Annotated in this window: 26 protein-coding genes; 14 read left to right on the forward strand and 12 right to left on the reverse strand. The window is 62.7% G+C overall.

Going from position 1 to position 24,111, the window contains the following annotated elements; genetic code table 11:
• Nucleotides 1-126 precede the first annotated feature (126 nt).
• The 5 genes from pyrC (at nucleotide 127) to bfr (ending at nucleotide 3,880) form a co-directional block, all read left to right on the forward strand.
• Complete coding sequence (gene pyrC / locus PVA39_RS15315; RefSeq protein WP_274124764.1) at nucleotides 127-1,173, forward strand: dihydroorotase; 1,047 nt, start codon at nucleotides 127-129, stop codon at nucleotides 1,171-1,173.
• Entirely contained in the window at nucleotides 1,170-1,844 is a 675-nt protein-coding gene (gene rnt, locus PVA39_RS15320; protein ID WP_274124765.1) for a ribonuclease T, read from the forward strand. The genes pyrC and rnt overlap by 4 nt, the downstream gene beginning before the upstream one ends.
• Before the next feature lie 5 nt (nucleotides 1,845-1,849).
• On the forward strand, nucleotides 1,850-2,782 hold the full coding sequence (gene argC / locus PVA39_RS15325; protein WP_274124766.1) for an N-acetyl-gamma-glutamyl-phosphate reductase: 933 nt from the start codon (nucleotides 1,850-1,852) through the stop codon (nucleotides 2,780-2,782).
• Between the two features lie 211 nt (nucleotides 2,783-2,993).
• Nucleotides 2,994-3,212 (forward strand): bacterioferritin-associated ferredoxin, encoded by a 219-nt coding sequence (locus PVA39_RS15330; protein ID WP_013790444.1) that lies wholly within the window; start codon nucleotides 2,994-2,996, stop codon nucleotides 3,210-3,212.
• 197 nt (nucleotides 3,213-3,409) lie between these two features.
• Complete coding sequence (gene bfr / locus PVA39_RS15335; protein WP_274124767.1) at nucleotides 3,410-3,880, forward strand: bacterioferritin; 471 nt, start codon at nucleotides 3,410-3,412, stop codon at nucleotides 3,878-3,880.
• A 236-nt stretch (nucleotides 3,881-4,116) separates the two neighbouring features.
• Here the strand turns inward: bfr and fpr are convergent, their stop codons facing one another.
• Nucleotides 4,117-4,896 carry a ferredoxin-NADP reductase gene (fpr, locus tag PVA39_RS15340; RefSeq protein ID WP_013790442.1) on the reverse strand — a complete coding sequence of 260 codons (780 nt, stop codon included), beginning with the start codon at nucleotides 4,894-4,896 and terminating at the stop codon, nucleotides 4,117-4,119.
• 120 nt (nucleotides 4,897-5,016) lie between these two features.
• Between fpr and PVA39_RS15345 the strand changes: the two genes are divergently transcribed.
• Nucleotides 5,017-5,943: a LysR family transcriptional regulator gene (locus PVA39_RS15345; protein WP_274124768.1), complete on the forward strand. Its 927-nt coding sequence runs from the start codon at nucleotides 5,017-5,019 to the stop codon at nucleotides 5,941-5,943.
• On the opposite strand, the gene PVA39_RS15350 is transcribed toward PVA39_RS15345, so the two are convergent.
• The gene (locus PVA39_RS15350; protein WP_274124769.1) at nucleotides 5,940-6,311 is read right to left on the reverse strand and encodes a diacylglycerol kinase; all 372 of its coding nucleotides are present in this window, start codon (nucleotides 6,309-6,311) and stop codon (nucleotides 5,940-5,942) included. The two genes, PVA39_RS15345 and PVA39_RS15350, sit on opposite strands and share 4 nt — an antisense overlap.
• A 69-nt stretch (nucleotides 6,312-6,380) precedes the next feature.
• Nucleotides 6,381-7,031: a response regulator transcription factor ErdR gene (gene erdR, locus PVA39_RS15355; RefSeq protein ID WP_027909811.1), complete on the reverse strand. Its 651-nt coding sequence runs from the start codon at nucleotides 7,029-7,031 to the stop codon at nucleotides 6,381-6,383.
• Nucleotides 7,032-7,186: 155 nt separating this feature from the next.
• Between erdR and PVA39_RS15360 the strand changes: the two genes are divergently transcribed.
• Entirely contained in the window at nucleotides 7,187-8,083 is an 897-nt protein-coding gene (locus PVA39_RS15360) for a DMT family transporter (protein WP_274124770.1), read from the forward strand.
• Here the strand turns inward: PVA39_RS15360 and PVA39_RS15365 are convergent.
• Entirely contained in the window at nucleotides 8,067-8,777 is a 711-nt protein-coding gene (locus PVA39_RS15365; RefSeq protein ID WP_274124771.1) for a tRNA-uridine aminocarboxypropyltransferase, read from the reverse strand. The two genes, PVA39_RS15360 and PVA39_RS15365, sit on opposite strands and share 17 nt — an antisense overlap.
• A 235-nt stretch (nucleotides 8,778-9,012) precedes the next feature.
• On the opposite strand from PVA39_RS15365, the gene PVA39_RS15370 reads away from it, so the two are divergent.
• Complete coding sequence (locus tag PVA39_RS15370) at nucleotides 9,013-9,414, forward strand: quorum-sensing-regulated virulence factor family protein (RefSeq protein ID WP_274124772.1); 402 nt, start codon at nucleotides 9,013-9,015, stop codon at nucleotides 9,412-9,414.
• A gap of 51 nt (nucleotides 9,415-9,465) precedes the next feature.
• Nucleotides 9,466-10,527 carry an LOG family protein gene (locus tag PVA39_RS15375; protein ID WP_274124773.1) on the forward strand — a complete coding sequence of 354 codons (1,062 nt, stop codon included), beginning with the start codon at nucleotides 9,466-9,468 and terminating at the stop codon, nucleotides 10,525-10,527.
• 74 nt (nucleotides 10,528-10,601) lie between these two features.
• Here PVA39_RS15375 and recX read toward each other — a convergent pair whose 3' ends face one another.
• The 3 genes from recX to PVA39_RS15390 form a co-directional block, all read right to left on the reverse strand.
• Entirely contained in the window at nucleotides 10,602-11,066 is a 465-nt protein-coding gene (gene recX, locus PVA39_RS15380) for a recombination regulator RecX (protein ID WP_274124774.1), read from the reverse strand.
• On the reverse strand, nucleotides 11,066-12,115 hold the full coding sequence (gene recA, locus PVA39_RS15385; protein WP_093507426.1) for a recombinase RecA: 1,050 nt from the start codon (nucleotides 12,113-12,115) through the stop codon (nucleotides 11,066-11,068). Before recA ends, recX begins: the two co-directional genes overlap by 1 nt.
• Before the next feature lie 83 nt (nucleotides 12,116-12,198).
• On the reverse strand, nucleotides 12,199-12,711 hold the full coding sequence (locus PVA39_RS15390) for a CinA family protein (RefSeq protein ID WP_274124775.1): 513 nt from the start codon (nucleotides 12,709-12,711) through the stop codon (nucleotides 12,199-12,201).
• Nucleotides 12,712-12,789: 78 nt separating this feature from the next.
• On the opposite strand from PVA39_RS15390, the gene mutS reads away from it, so the two are divergent.
• Nucleotides 12,790-15,363, forward strand: a complete 2,574-nt coding sequence (gene mutS, locus PVA39_RS15395; protein WP_274124776.1) for a DNA mismatch repair protein MutS — start codon at nucleotides 12,790-12,792, stop codon at nucleotides 15,361-15,363.
• A 141-nt stretch (nucleotides 15,364-15,504) separates the two neighbouring features.
• The gene (gene fdxA / locus PVA39_RS15400) at nucleotides 15,505-15,828 is read left to right on the forward strand and encodes a ferredoxin FdxA (RefSeq protein WP_013790430.1); all 324 of its coding nucleotides are present in this window, start codon (nucleotides 15,505-15,507) and stop codon (nucleotides 15,826-15,828) included.
• 535 nt (nucleotides 15,829-16,363) lie between these two features.
• On the opposite strand, the gene PVA39_RS15405 is transcribed toward fdxA, so the two are convergent.
• From PVA39_RS15405 to PVA39_RS15415, 3 genes are all read right to left on the reverse strand, one after another.
• On the reverse strand, nucleotides 16,364-16,720 hold the full coding sequence (locus PVA39_RS15405) for a PilZ domain-containing protein (RefSeq protein ID WP_013790429.1): 357 nt from the start codon (nucleotides 16,718-16,720) through the stop codon (nucleotides 16,364-16,366).
• 61 nt (nucleotides 16,721-16,781) lie between these two features.
• On the reverse strand, nucleotides 16,782-17,207 hold the full coding sequence (locus tag PVA39_RS15410; protein WP_274124777.1) for a DUF4124 domain-containing protein: 426 nt from the start codon (nucleotides 17,205-17,207) through the stop codon (nucleotides 16,782-16,784).
• 30 nt (nucleotides 17,208-17,237) lie between these two features.
• Nucleotides 17,238-17,615 carry a tetratricopeptide repeat protein gene (locus PVA39_RS15415; protein ID WP_274124778.1) on the reverse strand — a complete coding sequence of 126 codons (378 nt, stop codon included), beginning with the start codon at nucleotides 17,613-17,615 and terminating at the stop codon, nucleotides 17,238-17,240.
• A 178-nt stretch (nucleotides 17,616-17,793) separates the two neighbouring features.
• On the opposite strand from PVA39_RS15415, the gene PVA39_RS15420 reads away from it, so the two are divergent.
• Nucleotides 17,794-18,702 (forward strand): universal stress protein, encoded by a 909-nt coding sequence (locus tag PVA39_RS15420; protein ID WP_274124779.1) that lies wholly within the window; start codon nucleotides 17,794-17,796, stop codon nucleotides 18,700-18,702.
• A gap of 71 nt (nucleotides 18,703-18,773) precedes the next feature.
• Nucleotides 18,774-20,225: a pyruvate kinase gene (pyk, locus tag PVA39_RS15425; protein WP_013790425.1), complete on the forward strand. Its 1,452-nt coding sequence runs from the start codon at nucleotides 18,774-18,776 to the stop codon at nucleotides 20,223-20,225.
• 59 nt (nucleotides 20,226-20,284) lie between these two features.
• On the opposite strand, the gene PVA39_RS15430 is transcribed toward pyk, so the two are convergent.
• Both PVA39_RS15430 and PVA39_RS15435 read right to left on the reverse strand, forming a co-directional pair.
• Nucleotides 20,285-21,223, reverse strand: a complete 939-nt coding sequence (locus PVA39_RS15430; protein WP_274124780.1) for an iron-sulfur-binding ferredoxin reductase — start codon at nucleotides 21,221-21,223, stop codon at nucleotides 20,285-20,287.
• Nucleotides 21,201-22,343, reverse strand: a complete 1,143-nt coding sequence (locus PVA39_RS15435; RefSeq protein WP_274124781.1) for a GGDEF domain-containing protein — start codon at nucleotides 22,341-22,343, stop codon at nucleotides 21,201-21,203. Before PVA39_RS15435 ends, PVA39_RS15430 begins: the two co-directional genes overlap by 23 nt.
• A 195-nt stretch (nucleotides 22,344-22,538) precedes the next feature.
• On the opposite strand from PVA39_RS15435, the gene PVA39_RS15440 reads away from it, so the two are divergent.
• Nucleotides 22,539-24,062, forward strand: coding sequence for a fumarate hydratase (locus PVA39_RS15440; protein ID WP_147177198.1), 1,524 nt, complete (start codon nucleotides 22,539-22,541; stop codon nucleotides 24,060-24,062).
• Nucleotides 24,063-24,111: the final 49 nt, after the last annotated feature.

Below are 24,111 nucleotides of genomic sequence, written 5' to 3' on the forward strand. Positions count from 1 at the left end.
GGTACTGTCTGGGTATCGGTGGCCGGCGGGAAAACTTGAGTGCGCTGCCCACCTATCTGCGGCGTGCCCCCGCCGCCCTTTTCCGGTAGCATTCCGGGCATGTTTTCGCCCCGCCTGGAAGCCTCAATGACCGACCGCATCACCCTGCTGCGTCCTGACGACTGGCACATTCACCTGCGCGACGGCGCTGTACTGCCGCACACCGTTGCCGATGTGGCCCGAACCTTCGCTCGCGCGATCATCATGCCCAACCTGGTGCCACCGGTGCGCAACGCCGCCGAAGCAGGTGAGTATCGCCAGCGCATTCTCGCCGCACGGCCAGCCGGCAGCCAGTTCGAGCCGCTGATGGTGCTTTACCTCACCGACCGCACCACCGGCGACGATATCCGCGCTGCCAAAGCCAGCGGTTACGTGTATGCGGCGAAGATGTACCCGGCGGGCGCTACCACCAATTCCGACTCCGGCGTCACCAGCCTGGACAACATCAGCGGTGCCCTCGAGGCCCTGGCCGAAACCGGTCTGCCGCTGCTGGTGCACGGTGAGGTGACACGCTCGGAAATCGACGTGTTCGACCGTGAGAAGGCCTTTATCGACGAACACCTGTGCCGCGTCGTCGAGCGTTTCCCGACACTCAAGGTGGTGTTCGAGCACATCACCACCGCCGATGCCGCGCAATTCGTAAAAGAGGCACCGGCCAACGTCGGCGCCACCATCACCGCCCAGCACCTGCTGTACAACCGCAACCACATGCTGGTCGGCGGCATTCGCCCGCACTTCTATTGCCTGCCGATCCTCAAGCGCAACACCCACCAGCAGGCGCTGCTGGATGCGGCCACCAGCGGCAGCCCGAAATTCTTCCTGGGCACCGACTCGGCGCCCCACGCCAAGCACGCCAAGGAAAACGCCTGCGGTTGTGCCGGCTGCTACACCGCCTATGCAGCCATCGAGCTGTACGCCGAGGCGTTCGAGGAGCGTGGTGCGCTGGACAAACTGGAAGGTTTTGCCAGCCACTTCGGCCCGGACTTCTACAGCTTGCCGCGCAACACCGACACCATCACACTGGTGCGTGAACCCTGGGTCGCGCCGGCCAGCCTGCCGTTCGGCGAGCAGACGGTGATTCCGCTGCGCGCCGGCGAAACCCTGCGCTGGCGCCTGCTGGAGGCCGGTCAATGACTGAAGAACTGTACGACGACGAACAGGACCTGCCGACCAGCAGCGGCGCACGCCACCCAATGGCCGCGCGCTTTCGTGGCTACCTGCCGGTGGTCGTGGATGTCGAGACCGGCGGTTTCAATAGCGCCACCGACGCCCTGCTGGAAATTGCCGCCACCACAGTCGGCATGGATGAAGGTGGCTTCCTGTACCCGGACCACACCTACTTCTTCCGGATCGAGCCGTTCGAGGGCGCCAATATCGAACAGGCGGCGCTGGATTTCACCGGCATCAAGCTCGACCATCCGCTGCGCATGGCGGTCAGCGAAGAGCATGCGCTAACGGAAATCTTCCGTGGCCTGCGCAAATCCCTCAAGGCCAACGGCTGCAAGCGCGCCATTCTGGTGGGCCATAACAGCAGCTTCGACCTGGGTTTTCTGAACGCTGCGGTCGCCCGCTGCGACCTCAAGCGCAACCCCTTCCACCCCTTCTCCAGCTTCGACACCGCGAGCCTCGCCGGCCTCGCCTACGGCCAGACCGTCCTGGCCAAGGCCTGCCAGGCCGCCGGCATCGAGTTCGATGGCCGTGAAGCCCACTCCGCCCGCTATGACACCGAGAAGACCGCCGAGCTGTTCTGCGGCATCGTCAATCGCTGGAAGGAAATGGGCGGCTGGGAAGACTTCGACGAGTGAATGCCATGAAAAAATATCAGATCTTCATCGATGGTCAGGCCGGCACCACTGGCCTGCAGATTCGCCAGCGCCTGGCCAATCATCCGCAGATCGAAGTGGTCACCATCGACCACGACAAGCGCCGCGACGTGGACGCCAAGCTCGCGCTGATGCGTTCGGTCGACATCACCGTATTGTGCCTGCCTGACGACGCAGCCAAGGAAACTGCCGTCCAGGCCCGCGAAGTTGGCTGCCGCGTGCTGGACGCCAGCTCCGCTCACCGCACCGCCAGCGACTGGGTGTTCGGCATGGCCGAACTGGCCAAGGGTCAGCGCGAAGCGATCGCCAAGGCGCGCGCCGTCAGCAACCCGGGCTGCTACGCCACCGGCGCCATCCTGCTGCTGCGCCCGCTGATAGATGCAGGCCTGCTGACTGCAGATCGCGAGCTGTGCATCAACGCGGTATCCGGCTACACCGGCGGCGGCACCAAGATGGTCGAGCGCTATGAAGGTGAAGGCGCGCCAGTCTACGCCGCCTACGGCTTGGGCTTCGATCACAAGCACATTCCGGAGATCCAGCACTGGAGCGGCCTCAAGGCCCGCCCGATTTTCCAGCCGGCGGTCGGCAGCTATGACCAGGGCATGTTGGTGATGATCCCGCTGCAAGGCAGCAATGGCACCGAGCTGCACAAAGCGCTGGCCGCCTACTATCAGGGCGAGCAGTTCGTGCAGGTGCAGCCCTACAACGAGATCGCCGCGGAAACCGCACCGTTCATCACGCCCCACGGCCTGAGCGGCAGCAACCGCGCCGAACTGCAGGTATTCGGCGCCGCCAACGGCCAGCAGGCGCTGCTGGTGGCCAAGCTCGACAACCTGGGAAAAGGTGCCTCGGGCGCTGCCGTGCAGAACCTGAACATCATGCTCGGGCTAGAAGAAGGACTCTGCACGCAGATTGGCTGAGCCCTGCCCGCCCCCGAAAAAAAACCGGCCACAAGCCGATTTTTTATTGCCTGCGCGTCAGCTTCCCAGCCGATTTGCAGGGCCGTTTACCGGCGCAGAGTACCGCCTGTCCAAAGTCTGCCAATCAAGAGTCGGTTTATCTTTGACACGCATTCTCATTAACATTAGTATCCTTCGCCATCAGTCACAGCCAAGCGACGGGCCCAAGCCTATGTACGTCTGCCTCTGCGAAGGTGTCACCGACGGTCAGATCCGCGAAGCAATCTATGAAGGTTGCTGCAGCTACCGTGAAGTCCGTGAAACGCTGGGCGTTGCCAGTCAGTGTGGCAAATGCGCGTGCCTGGCCAAGCAAGTGGTGCGCGACACGCTGAGCGAAGTGCAGCAAAGCCAGGGCGTAATGGCCTACTCAGGAAATTTTGTTGCGGCTTGAATCGCCCTGTTTTGAAGAACCGGATCTTGTATCCGGTTTTTTTATGCCTGAAATTCAATGAGTTAGCGCCAAGACGCACAACTTAAACACTCTCATTTATATTTATTTTCACTTATATTTCAATAACTTACGTTTGACAGCCGTATTGTGCAAGCCCAGAATTCGCCATCGGTTACTCAATTTCGGTGGGCATGCACATGAAAGGCGACAAGAAGGTCATCCAGCATTTGAACAAGATCCTCGGCAACGAGCTGGTCGCGATCAACCAGTACTTCTTGCACGCCCGCATGTACGAAGACTGGGGCCTGACCAAGCTGGGCAAGCACGAGTACCACGAATCCATCGACGAGATGAAGCACGCCGACAAGCTCATCAAGCGCATTCTGTTCCTAGAGGGCCTGCCCAACCTGCAGGATCTGGGCAAGATCCTGATCGGCGAGAACACTCAGGAAATGCTCGAGTGCGACCTGAAGATCGAACACAAGTCGCACATCGACCTGAAAGAAGCCATCGCCTACTGCGAAAGCGTCGGCGACTACGCCAGCCGTGAACTGCTCGAAGATATCCTCGAGTCCGAGGAAGAACATATCGACTGGCTGGAAACCCAGCTGAGCCTGATCAAGGCGGTAGGGCTGCAGAACTACCTGCAGTCGCAGATGGACGAATAATCGTCGACTGCAACAAAAACGGGAGCCAAGGCTCCCGTTTTTTATGCCTGCGCTCTGGGCATAAAAAACCGGAGAGCCTTAAGGGCACTCCGGTTTTTTCTACTAGTGACTCAGGGAGCTTGCGAGCTAGAGCCATGCAAGGCGAAAACTGGCGAAAAAGCGGAGTGTACTTTTGTACATGAGCATTTTGAGTCAGTTTTCAACGCAGCAGGGCCGACGCGCAGCTGCTCAACAGATCACTTCTCGACGAAGGCGCGCTCGATCAGGTAGTCACCCGGTTCGCGCATACGCGGCGAAATCTTTAGGCCAAAGCTGTCGAGCACTTCGCTGGTTTCGTCGAGCATGCTCGGGCTGCCGCAGATCATCGCGCGGTCATCCTGGGGGTTGATCGGCGGCAGGCCGATGTCCGCGAACAGCTTGCCGCTGCGCATCAGGTCGGTCAGGCGACCCTGGTTCTCGAACGGCTCGCGGGTCACGGTGGGGTAATAGATCAGCTTTTCCTTCAGCGCCTCGCCGAAGAATTCGTTCTGCGGCAGGTGCTCGGTGATGAATTCGCGGTACGCCACTTCGTTCACGTAGCGCACACCGTGAACCAGGATCACCTTCTCGAAACGCTCATAGGTTTCCGGGTCCTGAATCACGCTCATGAAGGGTGCCAAGCCGGTGCCGGTGCTGAGCAGGTACAGGTGCTTACCTGGGTTGAGGTCATCGAGCACCAGAGTGCCGGTGGGCTTCTTGCTGATGATGACTTCGTCACCTTCCTTGAGGTGCTGCAGCTGGGAAGTCAGCGGGCCGTCCGGCACCTTGATGCTGAAGAACTCCAGATGCTCTTCCCAGTTCGGGCTGGCGATGGAATAAGCGCGCATGAGCGGGCGGCCGTTTTCCTGCTGTAGGCCGATCATCACGAACTGGCCATTCTCGAAGCGCAGGCCCGGGTCGCGGGTGCACTTGAAGCTGAACAGCGTGTCATTCCAGTGGTGAACACTCAGAACGCGTTCGTGGTTCATGTTGCTCATGTACGGGGGCTCCTGAAAAGTCGGGGCGCTGATGTTAAAGCGCAATTGCGCGGCATTCTAATCGCGCCCAGAATATCTGTTAAATGAATTATCAAGATATGGGTTATCGGTTATATAGATATGCGATTTACACTTCGTCAGCTCCAGGTCTTCGTTGCCGTCGCTCAGCAAGAGAGCGTGTCCCGGGCTGCTTCCCAGCTCGCCCTGTCGCAATCGGCCGCCAGTACCTCGATCACCGAACTGGAACGGCAATCGAGCTGCCAGCTGTTCGACCGCGCCGGCAAGCGCCTGAGCCTCAATGCCTTGGGCCGCCAGTTGTTGCCCCAGGCGGTCGCCCTGCTCGATCAGGCGAAGGAAATCGAAGACCTTCTGAACGGCAAATCCGGCTTCGGTTCACTGGCCGTGGGCGCCACCCTGACCATCGGCAATTACCTGGCCACCTTGCTGATCGGCGGTTTCATGAAGGTCCACCCGGAAAGCCAGGTGAAACTGCACGTACAGAACACCGCGCATATCGTGCAACAGGTGGCTCACTACGAAATTGATCTGGGTCTGATCGAAGGCGACTGCAGTCACCCCGACATCGAGGTGCAGAGCTGGGTCGAGGACGAACTGGTGGTGTTCTGTGCGCCGCAACACCCGCTGGCGCAGCGCGGCCAGGTGGGTATTCGCGAATTGAGCGGCCAGGACTGGATTCTGCGTGAACAGGGTTCCGGCACGCGTCTGACCTTCGACCAAGCCATGCGCCACCACTCCGCGGCACTCAACGTACGTCTCGAGCTGGAACACACCGAGGCGATCAAGCGCGCCGTGGAGTCCGGCCTAGGCATCAGCTGCATTTCCCGGCTGGCGCTGCGCGATGCCTTTCGCCGCGGCAGCCTGGTGCCGGTGGAGACGCCGGATCTGGATCTGCGCCGGCAGTTCTATTTCATCTGGCACCGGCAGAAATACCAGACTGCCGCCATGCGCGAATTTCTCGACATGTGCCGGGCGCTGACCGCTGGTATTCGCCGCAGCGACGAGATCGTCCTACCCGAGGTGCGCTAGCCCAGAAGGATAAGCGCCCACACGCTGGCGATCAGCGTCAGGGCCACCAGCTGGGCGGCGCTGCCCATGTCCTTGGCGGTTTTCGACAGCGGATGCAGGTCCAGAGAGATACGGTCGATGGCCGCCTCGACCGCCGAGTTGAGCAGCTCGACGATCAACGCCAAGAGACACACCGCGACCATCAGCGCGCGTTCGACCCGGCTGACATCGAGCAGCAGCGCAACGGGGATCAGCATCACGTTGAGCAGCACCAGCTGGCGGAAGGCTGCCTCGCCAGTGAACGCCGCGCGCAGGCCATCGAGCGAATAACCTGCGGCGTTGAGGACGCGCTTTAAACCGGTTTGACCTTTGAACGGTGACATGGGCATCGGACTATGACGGGAAAGGCGCGCAGGGTACGCGAGCGCACCGTGAAAATCTCGTGAAATGCGCCAGCATCAGGCAGCCGGCACGCTCTCCAGCTGCTGCAGCAGTAACGCCGCCTGGGTGCGGGTACGTACCCCGAGCTTGCGGAAGATGGCCGTCACGTGAGCCTTGACCGTCGCTTCGGAAACGCTCAGTTCATAGGCAATCTGCTTGTTCAGCAGCCCTTCGCAGACCATGGTCAGCACACGGAATTGCTGGGGCGTCAGGCTGGCCAACCCGGCGCTGGCGGCCTTGGCCTCGCTGGACAGGCTGACCGCCTCCTCGCTTTGCGGCGGCCACCACACCTCGCCTTCCAGCACCTGGCGCACCGCCTTCTGAATCACTTCGAGGGAGCTGGATTTGGGAATGAAACCGCTGGCGCCGAACTCACGGGCACGTACCACTACCGCTGCTTCTTCCTGAGCGGAGATCATCACCACCGGAATCTGCGGGTATTGCCCACGCAGCAGCACCAGCCCGGAGAACCCGTAGGCGCCGGGCATGTTGAGGTCGAGCAGAACCAGATCCCAATCGGTCTTCTCGGCCAGCCGGGCTTCAAGCTCGGCGATGCTGGCGACCTCCACCAGGCGCGCGCCAGCGCCCAGGCCCATCGTCAGGGCCTGCTGCAGCGCACTGCGAAACAGCGGATGATCATCGGCAATCAGGATTTCGTAAGCGACCATGGCAGATCCTGTTCTTCTTATAGGCATACCGTGCTGCAGACCCCATTTGCCTGACAGCGTGACGTACGGTGCCCACCAGCATGCCCAGCGCAGGCGGGGTGGTCAAGCGCAGCGCTTTGCGGCAAAGTCTGCGCCTTTTTTGCAGGAAGCTTTCGATGCCCAACCACGCACTGCGCGCCGATCTGTTGATGCTGCTTACCGCGCTGATCTGGGGCTCGTCCTTCGTCGCCCAGCGCCTGGGCATGGATGCCGTCGGCCCCTTTCTGTATAGCGGCCTGCGTTTCGCCCTGGCGGTGATCGTGTTGTTGCCGGTGATCATGCTGCTGCGCCGCCGTAGCGCCCAGTCGGCCTCGCCCATCAGTCGCCCGGTGCTGCTTGGCGGCAGCCTGATGGGTGCGGTGCTGGCCCTGGGCATCAACCTGCAGCAGGTCGGCCTGCTGTTCACCAGCGTCACCAACTCGGGTTTCATCACCGGCCTCTATGTAATCGTGGTGCCGCTGCTGGGGCTGTTGCTGGGTCACAAGACCGGGCTGGGCATCTGGCTCGGTGCCTCGCTGGCGGTGATCGGTATGTTCCTGCTCAGCGTCGGCGACGGTTTCCACGTCGCCTCCGGTGACCTGCTGCAACTGGCCGGCGCCTTTGTATGGGGTATCCATGTGCTGCTGGTGAGCTTTTTCGCCACCCGCCATGACGCCCTGGTGCTAGCCCTGGTGCAGTTCATCACTTGCGCTCTGATCAGTCTCGCCCTGGCGCTGCTGCTCGAACCGCTGCCCGGCGCCGATATCGTCCGCGCACTGCCGGCCATCGCCTACGGCGGCATCCTCGGTGTGGGCGTGGGCTTCACCCTGCAGGTAATTGCCCAGAAACATGCCATCGCTTCCCACGCGGCGATCATTCTGTCCCTGGAAGCCGTGTTCGCTGCCATCGCCGGCGCACTGCTGCTTGGCGAGGCGCTGTCTTCACGGGGCTATGTCGGTTGTGGGCTGATGTTCGCCGGCATGCTGCTCGCCCAACTGTGGCCCAAGCCGGCTGCGGTCAGAGAAACGGCTTGAGACGCTGGTGCAACGCGTCGTCGAGATCCACCGCGCGCGGCGCCTTGGAGGCTAGGTAATGCGCACTGAACACGTCGAGATAAGCGTTCAGGGCATCGGCAGCTCGCTCGTCACCGGCCAACTCCAGGCACATGGCCGCGACCTCCGCGGTGCACAGGTGATCGTCACGCTTGGAGCGCCTTAGCCGGTAGCGCGACAACGTTTCCGGCTGCAGGCTGAGCACCGGCAGGCTGTCCAGGTACGGGCTCTTGCGAAACATCTTGCGCGCCTGGGTCCAGGTGGCGTCGAGCAGTACGAACAGCGGGCGCTTGCCTGCGGCAGCCTCCACAGAGGTCACCACCCGCTCCGGCTCGGCATATTCGCCGGGAAACACCAGATAAGGCTGCCATTGCTCGTCATCGAGCAGGGCCGGCAGCGCCGGATCGACTTCGGTGCGCGACCAACCAAAGGCCGAGGTATCGGCCACGACATCGGCGATCAGCCAGCCGGTATTGCTCGGCTTCAGCGCCTCGACATCATGCATTACCAAGCACACCCCCGCGCGGGCAGAAACCTGCGGCTTCCACGCGCACAGGCAGTGGCTGCTGGCCAGGCGGCACTGCTCGCAACGTGAGGCCCGCGAGCCTCTGGCCAGAAAGGGTTTGACGCTGCGCGCCAGACGCGCGGCGCGCAATGCGTGAACGGCGTGGCTCATGGGCGCACGCTCGGCTTGGTCGGAATCACGCAGTGCAAAGCAGGAGAACACATGACGGGGCGCATCGCCTGGCAAAAAGGGCGCGTAGTCTAGCTGTGCCACACCGCTCAATACCACGCCGCGGCGACAACAAGCTTGGTAACATCGGGCATCGGTTGCCGGCCTGGTTCGCCAGAACGAACATAACCAGAAGAGCCCGGTCTATTACCGCTCACTGCCTTCAGGAGTCTGCCCCATGCAGCGTATTGCCCTATCCGTTCTTCTTGCCAGCCTGCTCCTGCCCGCTGCCCACGCCGCCTCGCTCAACGATTACGAGCTGACCAAAACCCTGGAAAAAGTGGCCAAGGAAAGCAGCGTCGGCACCCCGCGCGCCATCAACGAGGACATCCTCGACCGCGGCTATACAGTCGAAGGTAACCAGCTGATCAACCACCTCAGCGTACGCCCTGCCCATGGTGCACAGATGCGCAGCAACCCCGATACCGTGCGTGCACAGCTGACCAACAGCGTGTGCAGCAACCCCGGCTTTCGCAAGCTGCTGGCCAGCGGAGCGGTGCTGCGTTACGAGTTCAGCGAGATCCAGAGCAATCGTCCCATCACCACCGAGCAATTCGGCAAAGCCGACTGCCGCCTGTAAGTCATGTGAGCGTGGTAAAACCCGGGGCATTGACGCATAAGGAGTAGCGCAATGAACGATCACAGCAATGGCACCCTACCGCTAGGCGGCGATGCACTGGCAGCCGAACTGGATGCACTGGCGGCGCGGATAACTCCCGCCGACAGCGTCAACACCGCGCTGTACCGAGAGATGCTCGCCACCGTGGCGCGCATGGCCCAGGCCGACCGCAACCGCTGGGACGCCAAGATCATGCTGCAGACCCTGCGTGAACTCGAGCGAGCCTTCGCCATGCTCGACCGCTTTCGCCATCGCCGCAAGGTCACCGTGTTCGGCTCGGCACGCACCCAGCCCGGCCATCCGGTCTACGCCCTGGCACGGGAACTGGGCAAGACCTTGGCCCGCCATGACCTGATGGTGATCACCGGCGCCGGTGGCGGCATCATGGCCGCCGCCCATGAAGGCGCGGGCCGCGACAACAGCCTGGGCTTCAACATCACCCTGCCCTTCGAGCAATCCGCCAATGCGGTGATGAAAGGCAGCGACAACCTGCTGTCCTTCCACTTCTTCTTTCTACGCAAGCTGTTCTTCGTGAAAGAGGCCGACGCACTGGTGCTCTGCCCCGGCGGTTTCGGCACTCTGGATGAAGCGCTGGAAGTCATCACCCTGATCCAGACCGGCAAGAGCCCGCTGGTGCCGGTGATCCTGCTCGACGAGCCGAATGGCACGTTCTGGCAGGGTTTGCTCGATTACATCCAGCAGAACCTGGACAGCAACGGCTATATCCTGTCCAGCGACCTGAACCTGATGCGCCTGGTACACGACGCCGAGTCGGCCGCCCAGGAGATCGATCGCTTCTACGCCAATTACCATTCCAGCCGCTGGCTGCAGGATCAGTTCGTGGTACGCATGCGCAATCCGCTGAACGAAGCTGCGCTGGCGCACCTGAACCTGCAGTTCAGCGACCTGTGCAAGCATGGCGACATCCAGCAGCGACCAGCCGGTGACGAACTCGTCGACGGCACCGAACTGCATAAACTGCCGAGGCTGACGTTCGCCTTTAGCGGTCGCAATGCGGGACGTTTGCGGGAATTGCTCGACGTGATCAACCAGCCGCAGCATTGGCTGAGCTGAACACAGCGTCAAAAGGAAAGGGACGCCTGGGCGTCAGGGATGGCGAACCGAGCGGCTTGACCTGAAAAGAGGAATCAGTCGTCGAACGCGCCGCACAGCAGCTGACCGACCAGATCCATCGGATAGCCGCGATAGACCAGAAAACGCATCTGCTTGGCCCGTTCGCGCGCATCGCCAGGCAATTGACCGGCAAACTTGCGTTGCCAGGTCTCCCGCAAGCCTTCACGCCAGTCGATACCGCTGTCGCGCAGCGCCTGCTCTACATCCGCGCGGGCCAGGCCACGCTGGGAAAGATCATCGCGGATGCGCTGCGGACCGAAACCTGAGCGCGCCCGGTAACTGATGAAACTCTCCAGATAACGCGCCTCGGACAACAGCCCTTCTTCGCTCAGGCGATCAAGGACTGCTTCGATATGCTCGTCGCTGGCGCCGCGCTGGCGCAACTTGCGGGCCAGCTCGACGCGCCCGTGTTCGCGGCGCGCCAGCAGATCCATGGCGGCATGCCGTACCGCGGCGACGTTATCCAGAACAGCGGGCATCAGAAGTCGGCTTCGGTATCCACCAAGTCAGCAGCTGCGGCATTGGCCTTGGCAGGGCCAGAGACCACCAGCAGTTTGTCACGGATCTGGCCTTCGATTTCGCGGGCTACTTCCACGTTGTCTTCCAGGAACTTGGCGGCGTTGGCCTTGCCCTGACCGATCTTGTTGCCCTTGTAGCTGTACCAGGCACCGGACTTCTCGACCAGGCCCTGCTGCACGCCGAGGTCGATGATCTCGCCGTTACGGTAAATACCCTTGCCATAGAGAATCTGGAACTCGGCCTGGCGGAACGGCGGAGCGACCTTGTTCTTGACGACCTTGACGCGGGTTTCGCTGCCGACCACTTCGTCGCCCTCTTTCACCGCACCAGTACGGCGGATGTCGAGGCGAACCGAGGCGTAGAATTTCAGGGCGTTACCACCGGTGGTGGTTTCCGGGCTGCCGAACATCACGCCGATCTTCATGCGGATCTGGTTGATGAAGATCACCAGGCAGTTGGCGTTCTTGATGTTGCCGGTGATCTTGCGCAGCGCCTGGCTCATCAGGCGAGCCTGCAGGCCGACGTGCATGTCGCCCATCTCACCTTCGATTTCTGCTTTCGGTACCAGGGCCGCCACGGAGTCGACGATGATCACGTCGATGGCGTTGGAACGCACCAGCATGTCGGTGATTTCCAGGGCCTGCTCACCAGTGTCCGGCTGCGAGACCAGCAGGTCGTCGACGTTGACGCCCAGCTTGCCGGCGTAGTCCGGGTCCAGTGCGTGCTCGGCGTCGACGAAGGCGCAGGTTGCGCCTGCCTTCTGGGCTTCGGCGATGACCTGCAGGGTCAGCGTGGTCTTACCCGAGGATTCCGGACCGTAGATTTCCACGATACGGCCTTTCGGCAAGCCGCCAATGCCCAGCGCGATGTCCAGGCCCAGGGAGCCGGTGGAAATGGACGGAATGGCCTGACGGTCATGATCGCCCATGCGCATGACCGCGCCCTTGCCGAACTGTTTCTCGATCTGGCCCAGGGCAGCCGCCAACGCGCGCTTCTTGTTCTCGTCCATTGTATTCCTCACGTGATCAGAAGGGCCTGACGGCCAATAACTGTATAAGTAGACAGTATTATTCCACAGGGTTCGGCACTCGCCTACCCCGCAGCAGGATTTTCTTCGACCAGTAGTCGCAACAGGCCCTGCAATGCCGCTTCCACGGTTTGCAAACGCACGGCATCGCGGTCCCCGGGGAATTGGAAGCGCCGACTGAACAAGGTGTCGCCATCGCCCCAGGCGATCCACACGGTACCGACCGGCTTCTCCAGGCTACCGCCGCCCGGCCCGGCGATACCGCTGACCGCCGTAGCGTAGCGCGCGCCACTCTGGGCCTGGGCGCCGCGCACCATGGCCTCGACCACCTCGCGGCTGACTGCGCCTACCGTAGCGAAGTGCGCTTCGGGCACACCCAGCTGGCGGGTTTTCTGAGTATTGGAATAGGTCACGAAGCCGGCCTCGAACCAGGACGAGCTGCCCGCCACACGGGTAATGGCTTCGGCAATACCGCCACCGGTGCAGGACTCGGCGGTGGTGACCTGGGCACTCTTTTCCAGCAGGGCTTGGCCGAGACGGGCGGCGAGCCCGGTGATGGGCTGATCGTCGATATTCATCTGCGCTCCGGGGTTAAAGCGGGAGGGGTCGATACCGTACACTACGCGCTTTTGCGATTCAGCCGGACACTCGACACGATGAGCCAAAGCGACCTCTCCAGCCACACCCCGATGATGCAGCAGTACTGGAGACTGAAGAACCAGCACCCGGATCAGCTGATGTTCTATCGCATGGGTGACTTTTACGAGATCTTCTACGAAGACGCCAAGAAGGCCGCCAAACTGCTGGACATCACCCTGACCGCCCGCGGGCAGTCGGCGGGCCAGTCGATTCCGATGTGCGGCATTCCATTTCACTCGGTCGAAGGCTACCTGGCCAAGCTGGTCAAGCTCGGCGAGTCGGTGGTGATCTGCGAGCAGATTGGCGACCCGGCCACCAGCAAGGGCCCGGTGGAACGCCAGGTGGTTCGCATCATCACTCCGGGCACCATCAGCGACGAAGCGCTGCTCGACGAACACCGTGACAACCTGCTCGCCGCCGTACTGGGTGACGAGCGTCTGTTCGGCTTGGCCGTGCTGGACATCACCAGCGGCCGCTTCAGCGTGCTGGAGATAAAAGGCTGGGAAAACCTGCTGGCCGAACTCGAGCGCCTCAACCCGGCCGAGCTGCTGATTCCCGATGACTGGCCCCAGGGCCTGCCGGCAGAGAAGCGCCGTGGCTCGCGTCGTCGCGCGCCCTGGGACTTCGAGCGCGACACGGCCCAGAAGAGCCTGTGCCAACAGTTCGGCACCCAGGACCTCAAAGGCTTCGGCTGCGAAACCCTGACCCTGGCCATCGGCGCAGCCGGTTGCCTGCTGGCCTACGCCAAGGAAACCCAGCGCACCGCCCTGCCCCACTTGCGCAGCCTGCGTCATGAGCGCATCGACGATACGGTGATCCTCGACGGCGCCAGCCGCCGCAACCTGGAACTGGACGTCAACCTCGCCGGCGGCCGCGACAACACCCTGCAATCGGTGGTCGACCGTTGCCAGACCGCCATGGGCAGCCGCCTGCTCGGCCGCTGGCTGAACCGCCCGCTGCGCGATCGCACAGTGCTCGAAGCCCGTCAGGAGTCGATTGCCTGCCTGCTGGATCGCTACCGTTTCGAAACCCTGCAGCCGCAGCTCAAGGAAATCGGCGACCTGGAGCGTATTCTCGCCCGTATCGGCCTGCGTAATGCGCGCCCGCGGGATCTGGCGCGCCTGCGCGATGCCCTTGGCGCCCTGCCCGAGCTGCAACAGGCCATGGCCCAGCTCGACTGCGCCCACCTGACCGCGCTGGCAGGCACCATCAGCACCTACCCGGAACTGGCCGAGCTGCTCGCGACGGCGATCATCGACAACCCGCCCGCGGTGATTCGCGATGGTGGCGTGCTGAAAACCGGCTATGACGCCGAACTCGACGAGCTGCAGTCGCTCAGCGAGAACGCCGGCCAGTACCTGATGGACCTGGAAACCCGTGAGAAGGCCCGTACCGGCCTGGCCAACCTCAAGGTCGGCTACAACCGCGTGCATGGTTACTTCATCGAGTTGCCGAGCAAGCAGGCCGAGTCGGCGCCGGCCGACTACATCCGTCGCCAGACGCTCAAGGGCGCCGAGCGCTTCATCACCCCCGAGCTCAAGGAGTTCGAGGACAAGGCGCTGTCAGCCAAGAGCCGCGCGCTGGCCCGTGAGAAGCAGCTCTACGAGGAACTACTGGAGCGCCTGATCGGCCACCTCGGCCCGCTGCAGGACAGCGCCGCCGCCCTGGCCGAACTGGACGTGCTGAGCAATCTGGCCGAACGCGCCCTGAATCTGGACCTCAATCGCCCACGCTTCGTCGACGAGCCGTGCATGCTGATCGAGCAAGGCCGCCATCCGGTGGTCGAGCAGGTGCTCACCACGCCGTTCGTCGCCAACGACCTGAAGCTCGACGACGCCACGCGGATGCTCATCATCACCGGCCCGAACATGGGCGGTAAGTCGACCTACATGCGCCAGACCGCGCTGATCGTGCTGCTCGCCCATATCGGCAGCTTCGTGCCGGCGGCGCGCTGCGAGCTGTCGATGGTCGACCGCATCTTCACCCGCATCGGCTCCAGCGACGACCTGGCCGGCGGCCGCTCGACCTTCATGGTGGAAATGAGCGAGACCGCCAACATCCTGCACAACGCCAGCGACCGCAGCCTGGTGCTGATGGACGAAGTGGGCCGCGGTACCAGCACCTTCGACGGCCTGTCGCTGGCCTGGGCCGCTGCCGAGCAGTTGGCCAATCTGCGCGCCTACACGCTGTTCGCCACCCATTACTTCGAGCTGACCGTATTGCCGGAAAGCCAGCCGGCGGTGGCCAACGTGCACCTCAACGCCACCGAGCACAACGAGCGCATCGTCTTCCTGCACCACGTTCTGCCCGGCCCGGCCAGCCAGAGTTATGGTCTGGCAGTGGCGCAATTGGCAGGCGTGCCGGCGCCGGTGATCCTGCGCGCCCGCGAGCATCTGGCGCGCCTGGAAACCACCAGCCTGCCCCACGATCTGCCGCCGCAAAATCCGGGACAACCAGCTGCACCGATGCAGAGCGATATGTTCGCCAGCCTGCCGCACCCGGTGCTGGAAGAACTGCAGCTGGTCGATCCGAATGATCTGAGCCCGCGCCAGGCACTCGAACTGTTATATGCATGGAAGGCGCGGGTCTAACGCCAGAGCCAACTAGCTGATAGAATCCCGCGCGCTCCGGGAGCGCTGCGGCCTTTAGCCTGGCCCGCAAGCCCATTCCAGAGCCTGAGAGCGGCCCATTGAGAAACCGCTCGCTGCCGTAGCCCGAGGAGAAAACTAGAAATGACCTTCGTCGTCACCGACAACTGCATCAAGTGCAAGTACACCGACTGCGTGGAAGTCTGTCCGGTGGACTGCTTCTACGAGGGCCCGAACTTCCTGGTGATCCACCCGGATGAATGCATCGACTGCGCGCTCTGCGAGCCGGAGTGCCCAGCGCAGGCCATCTTCTCCGAAGACGAGATTCCCGATGGCATGCAGGAATACATCGAGCTCAACGCCGAGCTGGCGGAAGTCTGGCCGAATATCACCGAGCGCAAAGAAGCCCTGCCCGATGCCGAAGAATGGGATGGCGTGAAAGACAAGCTTCAGCACCTCGAGCGCTGAGCGAGGCGGCACAGGCCGCTAACAAAAATGCCGCTACCCCAGAGGGTGCGGCATTTTTTATGGGCGCTTGAAAAGTCGCCTGCCGCCGCGCTCGTAACAGCACGGTGACGCCTGGCGGCTATTCAGAATCGCGGATAAGCAACGCGGCTTGAGCACTTTTCTGCAGGCAAAAAAAAGGGGCGGTTTTACCCGCCCACTCTTTTGTCCCTATTCCCTGAAACTCCCAACTCATCATCCTGATGAATCGCTTCCCGCGATGTCCTGATCGTTGTCCCTAACGACCTGCACTTGTCCCTAAGCACGGTTCAGATATTAACGGCCTCGAGATTTATCACAACGCCCTCTCAACCGACGCAGGCAGCCAAGACACTCAAGCGTCCAATAAATAAATCATTTATTTACAATAACTTGAGAAATATAGATAACTCAACGTCAGTTTCCCAACGCGGAACTGTCACCCAGGCTTACAGAGCTTGTAAGCAATGACTTACATGATCAGGGCGAAAACGTGCGGAACCACGGAAGTGACGCAAGCTCACACCGGTGCGGCGAGCGGATGGAAGCTGAAGTAGTAGCGAAGGGCGTCGACCATCTCCAGGTAATCCTGGGGCGGCGACTGCAGCGTGAAACCCGAATCGAAGCTGCCCGGCGTCACGTCTTCCTGGCACCACAGGCAGGTGGCGGTGAAGTCGATATGGCGAAAGCCGTCACAACCCGGAATTTTCAGGCGCAGATCGAAGCAGCCCCCCACCAGCACCGGCAGTTGGCTGATCAGCATCAGGCCGTCTGCCGATACATTGCCCAGGTAACCGACTGGTTTGTCGGTAAAGGCATTGAAGACCTTCAGGTAGTAAGGCAGCTGGTGCCGTTCGATATGGCGGTTGGCGTTCATGATAGCAGAGCGCTATGAGTGTGAGGCGAGTATGCCGCCTGCCCAACTGACTGACCAGTGCTCAGTGACAGCGGCCTGACAACTGGTCGCGAAGCTGGCTGCGTGCGGCTTCCAGCTGCTCGTCGCTGTAATAGTGGCGCTCGCCACTGGCGCCCTGATGAAAGTAACGTCGCCCCTCGGGCATCGAAGCCAGTTGCGCACGCAACTGAGCGCAATCCTTGACGAGCTGCGCCTGCTGCTCACGGCGGGCTTGCGCAGCCTGGGCCTGTTCGTCGCGGCGCGCCTGGAAGTAGCGCTCGGCGCGTTCCTGGCGCTCCTGGGTGGCGGCGTCGCGTTCGATTACCTGGGGCTTTACCTCGACAGTTTGAGCATTGCCGCCCCGGGGCTGCTGACCGAAATGCACCTGACCGTTTTCATCGACCCAGCGATAGACCTGCCCGAAGGCCAGGCACGGCAATAACAGCAAACCAACCAGAGCACGCGTCACAGCCTTCTCCAGGCAATCAGTCCCGTGCCGTCAAAGCGTGCCGGCAGGCGACACCTTGGCGGGCTCGGCCGCACCCTGATGGCCGAGCTGGCGCAGGGTTTCCAGCCGCGCGCGGGCACGGAACGCGTATTCGCTGGTGGGGTAACGGCCGATGATGAACTGGTAGGTCTGCGCCGCATCCAGGTACAGGTTCTGCCGCTCCAGGCACTGGCCGCGCAGCAGGGAAATCTCCGGCTGAATATAGCTGCGCGAGCGGCTCGAGCGCTCGGCCTGGGACAGATACAGCAGGGCGTCTTCGCAATCACCCCGATCATAGGCCTGGTAGGCCTTGTTCAGATGATGATCGAGCGACATGCGGGTGCACCCGCCAACGACCAGCACACAGCACAGCAGCAACAGAATACGCATGGGTTTCTCCTCCAATGAGCAGCGTATCGGCGCGTTCCGTAAAAACTGAACAGCCGCATTGCCTGCGGGACGTTCGATAGACAATGATGAGCTACGACGCGCCAGGCTGACTCAGGTCAACGCTTGCCCACTGATGATGGGCTGCAATGCCCGCTACAGACTCAGCGAGGGTGCGTCCATGAAACTCGAAACGCTACTGGTCGTGATCGACCCCAGCCAACCCAGCCACCCGGCTCTGGAGCGGGCCGCCTGGCTGGCCCGGCACACCCAGGCACGCCTGCACGTGCTGCTGGTCGAGTATAGCTCTGCGCTGGATGGCAGCACGTTGGAGCAGAGCCTGCAGACCAGAGCCCGTGACGCCCTGCTCGAGCAACGCAGCAACTGGCTGCAGGAGATGCTGGCGCCGCTGCAAGACGAAGGGCTGGCCGTGCAGCAGGACGTTCGCTGGGGCAAGCGCCTGCATGAAACGGTGCTGGAGGTGGCTGAACAACTGCAACCGGATCTGGTACTCAAGTCCGCCGCCCATAACAACCTGCTGCGCCGCCTGCTGCTCACCGACAGCTGCTGGCAACTGATGCGCCACTGCCCTTTCCCGCTATGGCTGGTGCACCATGCCGAATGGCGCGGGCACAACCTGTGCACCGCCGTCGATCCGCTGCACAAGGACGACAAGCCGGCCACCCTCGACCATCACCTGATCGACACCAGCCAGGCGCTTGCCAAGGCCATCGGCATGCATGCCGATGTCGTGCATTGCCACGCTCCACTGCCGCGCACTCTGCTCAACAACGCCGAGCTGCTGGCCACCTATCAGCAGTACGTCAACGATGATGCGCAGCAGCATCACCAGGCCTTCGACGACCTGATTCGTCAGCACGGGATCGAGCCGGACGCCGCTCACCTGCTCGAAGGTGCGCCGGAGAATATGCTACCGCGCTTCGTGCGCAAGCACGAAATCGATCTGCTGGTGATGGGCGCCATCGCCCGCGGGCGGCTGGATACCATCCTGATCGGCCACACCGCCGAGCGCCTGCTCGAATCAGTGGACTGCGACCTGCTGGTGGTCAAGTTGCCGGTGGAAAAGTAGTGCAGTGGAACAATGACTACAGCGCGGCGGCGTAGTAGCCTCGCGGTCTGCTTCAATAAAGGAGTTCGCGCATGACCGTTCGCCGCACCAAAATCGTCGCCACCCTCGGCCCAGCCAGCAACTCGCCACAGATGCTGGAAAAGTTGATCCTGGCCGGGCTGGATGTTGCCCGCCTGAACTTCTCCCACGGCACGCCGGAAGAGCACAAGGCACGCGCCCAGCTGGTACGCGACATCGCCGCCAAGCATGGCCGCCATGTGGCTCTGCTGGGCGACCTGCAAGGCCCGAAGATCCGCATTGCCAAGTTCGCCAACAAGCGTATCGAGCTGCAGGTCGGTGATCGCTTCACCTTCTCCACCAGCCATCCGCTGACCGAGGGCAACCAGCAGGTGGTCGGCATCGACTACCCGGATCTGGTCAAGGATTGCGGTGTCGGCGACGAGTTGCTGCTCGACGATGGTCGCGTGGTCATGCGTGTTGAAAGCACCACCCCCGACACCCTCGAATGCGTGGTGCTGATCGGCGGCCCGCTGTCCGACCATAAAGGCATCAACCGTCGCGGTGGCGGCCTGACCGCCCCGGCCCTGACCGAGAAAGACAAGGCCGACATCAAGCTGGCTGCCGAAATGGACCTGGACTACCTGGCCGTTTCCTTCCCGCGCGATGCCGCGGACATGGAATACGCCCGCCAGCTGCGTGACGAAGCCGGCGGCAAGGCCTGGCTGGTCGCCAAGATCGAGCGCGCCGAAGCGGTGGCCAACGACGAAACCCTCGACGGCCTGATCAAGGCCAGCGACGTGGTGATGGTCGCCCGCGGTGACCTCGGAGTGGAAATCGGCGACGCCGAGCTGGTCGGCATCCAGAAGAAGATCATTTTGCACGCACGTCGCCACAACAAGGCGGTGATCGTCGCGACCCAGATGATGGAATCGATGATCCAGAACCCGATGCCGACCCGTGCCGAGGTGTCCGACGTAGCTAACGCCGTGCTCGACTACACCGACGCCGTCATGCTGTCGGCCGAGAGCGCCGCTGGCGCCTACCCGCTGGAAGCCGTGCAGGCCATGGCGCGTATCTGCCTGGGCGCCGAGCGTCACCCGACCGGCAAGAGTTCCAGCCATCGCATCGGCAAGACCTTCGAGCGTTGCGACGAGAGCATCGCCCTGGCGGCCATGTACACCGCCAACCACTTCCCAGGCGTGAAGGCGATCATCGCCCTGACCGAAAGTGGTTACACCCCGCTGGTCATGTCGCGCATCCGCTCCTCGGTGCCGATCTACTCCTTCTCCCCGCACCGCGATACCCAGGCGCGCTCGGCGATGTTCCGTGGCGTGTACACCATCCCGTTCGACCCGGCGGCCCTGCCGGCCGGCGAAGTCAGCCAGGCGGCGGTGGACGAGCTGCTCAAGCGCGGCCTGGTCGAGCAAGGCGACTGGGTGATCCTCACCAAGGGCGACAGCTACCACACCATCGGTGGCACCAATGGCATGAAGATCCTGCATGTCGGTGATGTTCTGGTCTGAGGACTGGCGCAGCAACATGAAGGCCCGGATCGATGCGGGCCTTTTCATTTGTGCAGCGTTCAGGCGTGAGGCAGAAACAGGTCGCTGAACAGCTGGCTGCGCGACAGGCCAGCCAGATACAGGCGCCGCAAAAGCGCCTCGACGGTTTGCGGGCCGCCACAGAGCAGCGCTACCGTTTGCCGCGATGCGGGGCGCAGATTGCCCAGAAATGCCGGCAAGGCGGCCGTCTCGATCAGCTCGACCTGTACCTGCGGGTGCCGACTGGCGATGCCCTGCAGGGCGTCGGCCAGGTAATGCTCAGCAGGCGTGCCGGCCACATGCACCACGCGAATCGTCCCCTGATGATCCTGGCGCAGCGCCTCGCGCAATACCGCCCACAGGGGCGCCAGGCCGGTGCCGGCGCCGAGCAGCCACAGCGGTTTTTCCTGCCAGTCCGGGTCGTAGTGCAGGGCCGCGCCGCTCAAGGCGCCCAGGCGCAGGCTGGCGCCGACCTGCAGTTGACGCACGGAATCGCAGAAGGCGCCGGGCCGGCCGCAATCGATATGAAACTCCAGCCAGGCATCCTCACCGGGCAAAGAGGCCAGCGAGTACGGCCGGGCGATGCCGTCCGCTGTCCACAGCAGCAGATGCTGACCCGCTCGATAACGCATGGGGTGCTGCGGCAGGAGGCGCAGGCGCACGACACGCTCGCTCAACCAGTCCAGCGCCTGAATCTGCGCCGGCATGGCATCACGGGTGGGATCGAAAACCTCCAGTTGCAGCGGCTCGATCACGCTGCACTGGCAGGCCAGACGCCAGCCCTGCTCGCGGCGCGCCATATCCAGCGCATCGGGTTTGGCATCGTGCGGCTCACCGGCGACGCAGCGTACCAGGCAGGCCTGGCAGCTGCCGGCGCGGCAGCTGTAGGGCACCGGCACACCGGCGGCGAGTAGCCCATCGAGCAAATTGCTGGCCGGGGCGACGTCCCAGCAGCGGTCACTCAGTCGCAGCTGGGGCATCGGTCAGCTGCCAGGTCGAGGCGCTGCGGTTGCGACCGCTACGTTTGGCCTCATAGAGGGCCTGATCAGCTCGGTGCAGGGCATCGTCGAGATCGTCGTACAGGGTCACCAGGGTCATTCCCACGGAAAGGCTGAGGTTGGTCACCTTAACATTAACCGGCTCGCACTCACTGAAGGCCACGCGTAAGCGCTCGCAACAGGCCATGAAGGAGTCGGCATCGGTATCGGGAATCAGCAGCACGAACTCCTCGCCGCCGTAGCGGGCAATCACGTCGCCCTCGCGCAGGCAGGCGCTGGCCACCCCGGCAAACGCCTGTAGCACGCGATCACCGGCGGCATGGCCATAGCGGTCGTTGATGCTCTTGAAGTGATCCAGGTCGATCAGCGCCAGGCCATGCTGGCGCAAGGGCGTCAGGCCATCGAGCGCCTGGGCGGCCATGCGCAGAAAATGGCGGCGGTTGAACAGGCCGGTGAGCTCGTCGGTGGCCACCATGTCTTCCAACTGGCGCATCATGCCACGCAGGGTTTCCTGGTGCGCCTGTAGCGCGAAGCGTCGATTGCGCATGCGCTGGCGCATCTGCTGCATATACCAGGCGAACAGGTTCAGCCAGATCAGCACCAGCGCCAACATGCCTATCTGCAGCACCGCCAGGCTGACATCGCGCAGGGTACCGGTCTGGTACTCGTAGAGGTTGATGCCCACGAACCCGACGAACGCCAGGAAGGCGCAGCGAAAGAACACCCAGGTGCGCAGCTGGAACAACCCGAACAGCATCGACATCGGGTAGACCACCAACAGGGCGCCACGCCCATAGTCGATCATGGCCACCAGTGTCGTGGTCAGCACCAGGCTAATCAGCACCTGCGCCTGGGTGAGGCTCGGGTCGCTAAAGCGCAGATTGCGGCCGCTCAAGAACATGCCGAGCAGCACCGCCTGGGTGGTGAAGGTGGCCACCAGCACAGCGGCCACGGCGATGCCCGGCGCCCGGAACAGGTCGCAAAAATAGGCCAACACCACTACCACCGAGATTGTAAGGTAGGTGGCCACAGCCAATGCGAAGCGCTTGATCAACAGGCGCTGCAGGGTCTTTTGATTGAGTGAACGGTTGCTGGAGGCCATGGGCTCCATCCCATACTGGCAACTGGCCTCCACTGTAACTGCGTGCCCGTAAAAAACCTAGAGATTATGTGGAGTTATCGCAGCCGCCCAACGGGTGTCCCGTGCCCTGCCCGCGCGGTATACTGCGGCGCCTTTTTGAACCAGCCGGCCATGTTCCGGCATTTGAAGTTCCTGCCCTACAAGGGAGCGCCCCACATGACCGTGATCAAGCAAGACGACCTGATCCAGAGCGTCGCCGACGCCCTGCAGTTCATCTCCTATTACCACCCCGTCGACTTCATCCAGGCGATGCACGAAGCCTACCTGAAGGAGGAGTCGCCGGCCGCGCGCGACTCCATGGCGCAGATCCTGATCAACTCGCGCATGTGTGCCACCGGCCACCGCCCGATCTGCCAGGACACCGGCATCGTCACCGTATTCGTCAAGGTCGGCATGGACGTGCGCTGGGACGGCGCCACCATGAGCCTGGATGACATGATCAACGAAGGCGTTCGCCGCGCCTACAACCTGCCGGAAAACGTGCTGCGCGCCTCGATCCTGGCCGACCCAGCCGGTGCCCGCAAGAACACCAAGGACAACACCCCGGCGGTGATCCACTACTCCATCGTCCCTGGCGACAAGGTGGAAGTGGACGTCGCGGCCAAGGGCGGCGGCTCCGAGAACAAGTCGAAGATGGCCATGCTCAACCCGTCCGACTCGATCGTCGACTGGGTGCTGAAGACCGTGCCGACCATGGGCGCTGGCTGGTGCCCGCCGGGCATGCTCGGCATCGGCATCGGCGGTACCGCCGAGAAGGCCGCGGTGATGGCCAAGGAAGTGCTCATGGAGCACATCGACATCCATGAGCTGCAAGCCCGCGGCCCGCAGAACAAGATCGAAGAACTGCGTCTGGAGCTGTTCGAGAAGGTCAACCAGCTGGGCATCGGCGCCCAGGGCCTCGGCGGCCTGACCACCGTGCTCGACGTGAAGATCATGGATTACCCGACCCACGCCGCTTCGCTGCCGGTGTGCATGATCCCCAACTGCGCCGCCACCCGCCACGCCCACTTCGTGCTCGATGGCAGCGGCCCAGCGGAGCTGGAAGCGCCGTCCCTGGACGCCTACCCGGAAATCGTCTGGGAAGCCGGCCCGTCGGCGCGCCGCGTCGACCTCGACACCCTGACCCCGGAAGACGTGCAGAGCTGGAAGCCGGGCGAGACCATCCTGCTCAACGGCAAGATGCTCACCGGTCGCGACGCTGCGCACAAGCGCATGGTCGAGATGCTCAACAAGGGTGAAGAACTGCCGGTCGACCTGAAAGGCCGCTTCATCTATTACGTGGGCCCGGTCGACCCGATCGGCGACGAAGTGGTAGGCCCAGCCGGCCCGACCACCGCCACGCGGATGGACAAGTTCACCCGGCAGATCCTCGAGCAGACCGGCCTGTTGGGCATGATCGGCAAATCCGAGCGCGGCCCGACCGCCATCGAAGCGATCAAGGACAACAAGGCCGTATACCTGATGGCCGTCGGCGGCGCCGCCTACCTGGTCGCCCAGGCGATCAAGAAGTCCAAGGTGCTGGCGTTCGCCGAACTGGGCATGGAAGCGATCTACGAGTTCGAGGTCAAGGACATGCCAGTCACCGTCGCCGTAGACAGCAACGGCGAGTCGGTGCACATCACCGGCCCTGCGATCTGGAACAAGAAGATCGCCGAAAGCCTGGCGGTGGAAGTGCAGTAAGCATCGCCCTGCGATAAACAAAAGCCCGGCCTAGTGCCGGGCTTTTGCG

It is taken from the genome of Pseudomonas sp. CNPSo 3701 (genome assembly GCF_028674975.1).
Lineage (GTDB): Bacteria > Pseudomonadota > Gammaproteobacteria > Pseudomonadales > Pseudomonadaceae > Aquipseudomonas > Aquipseudomonas straminea.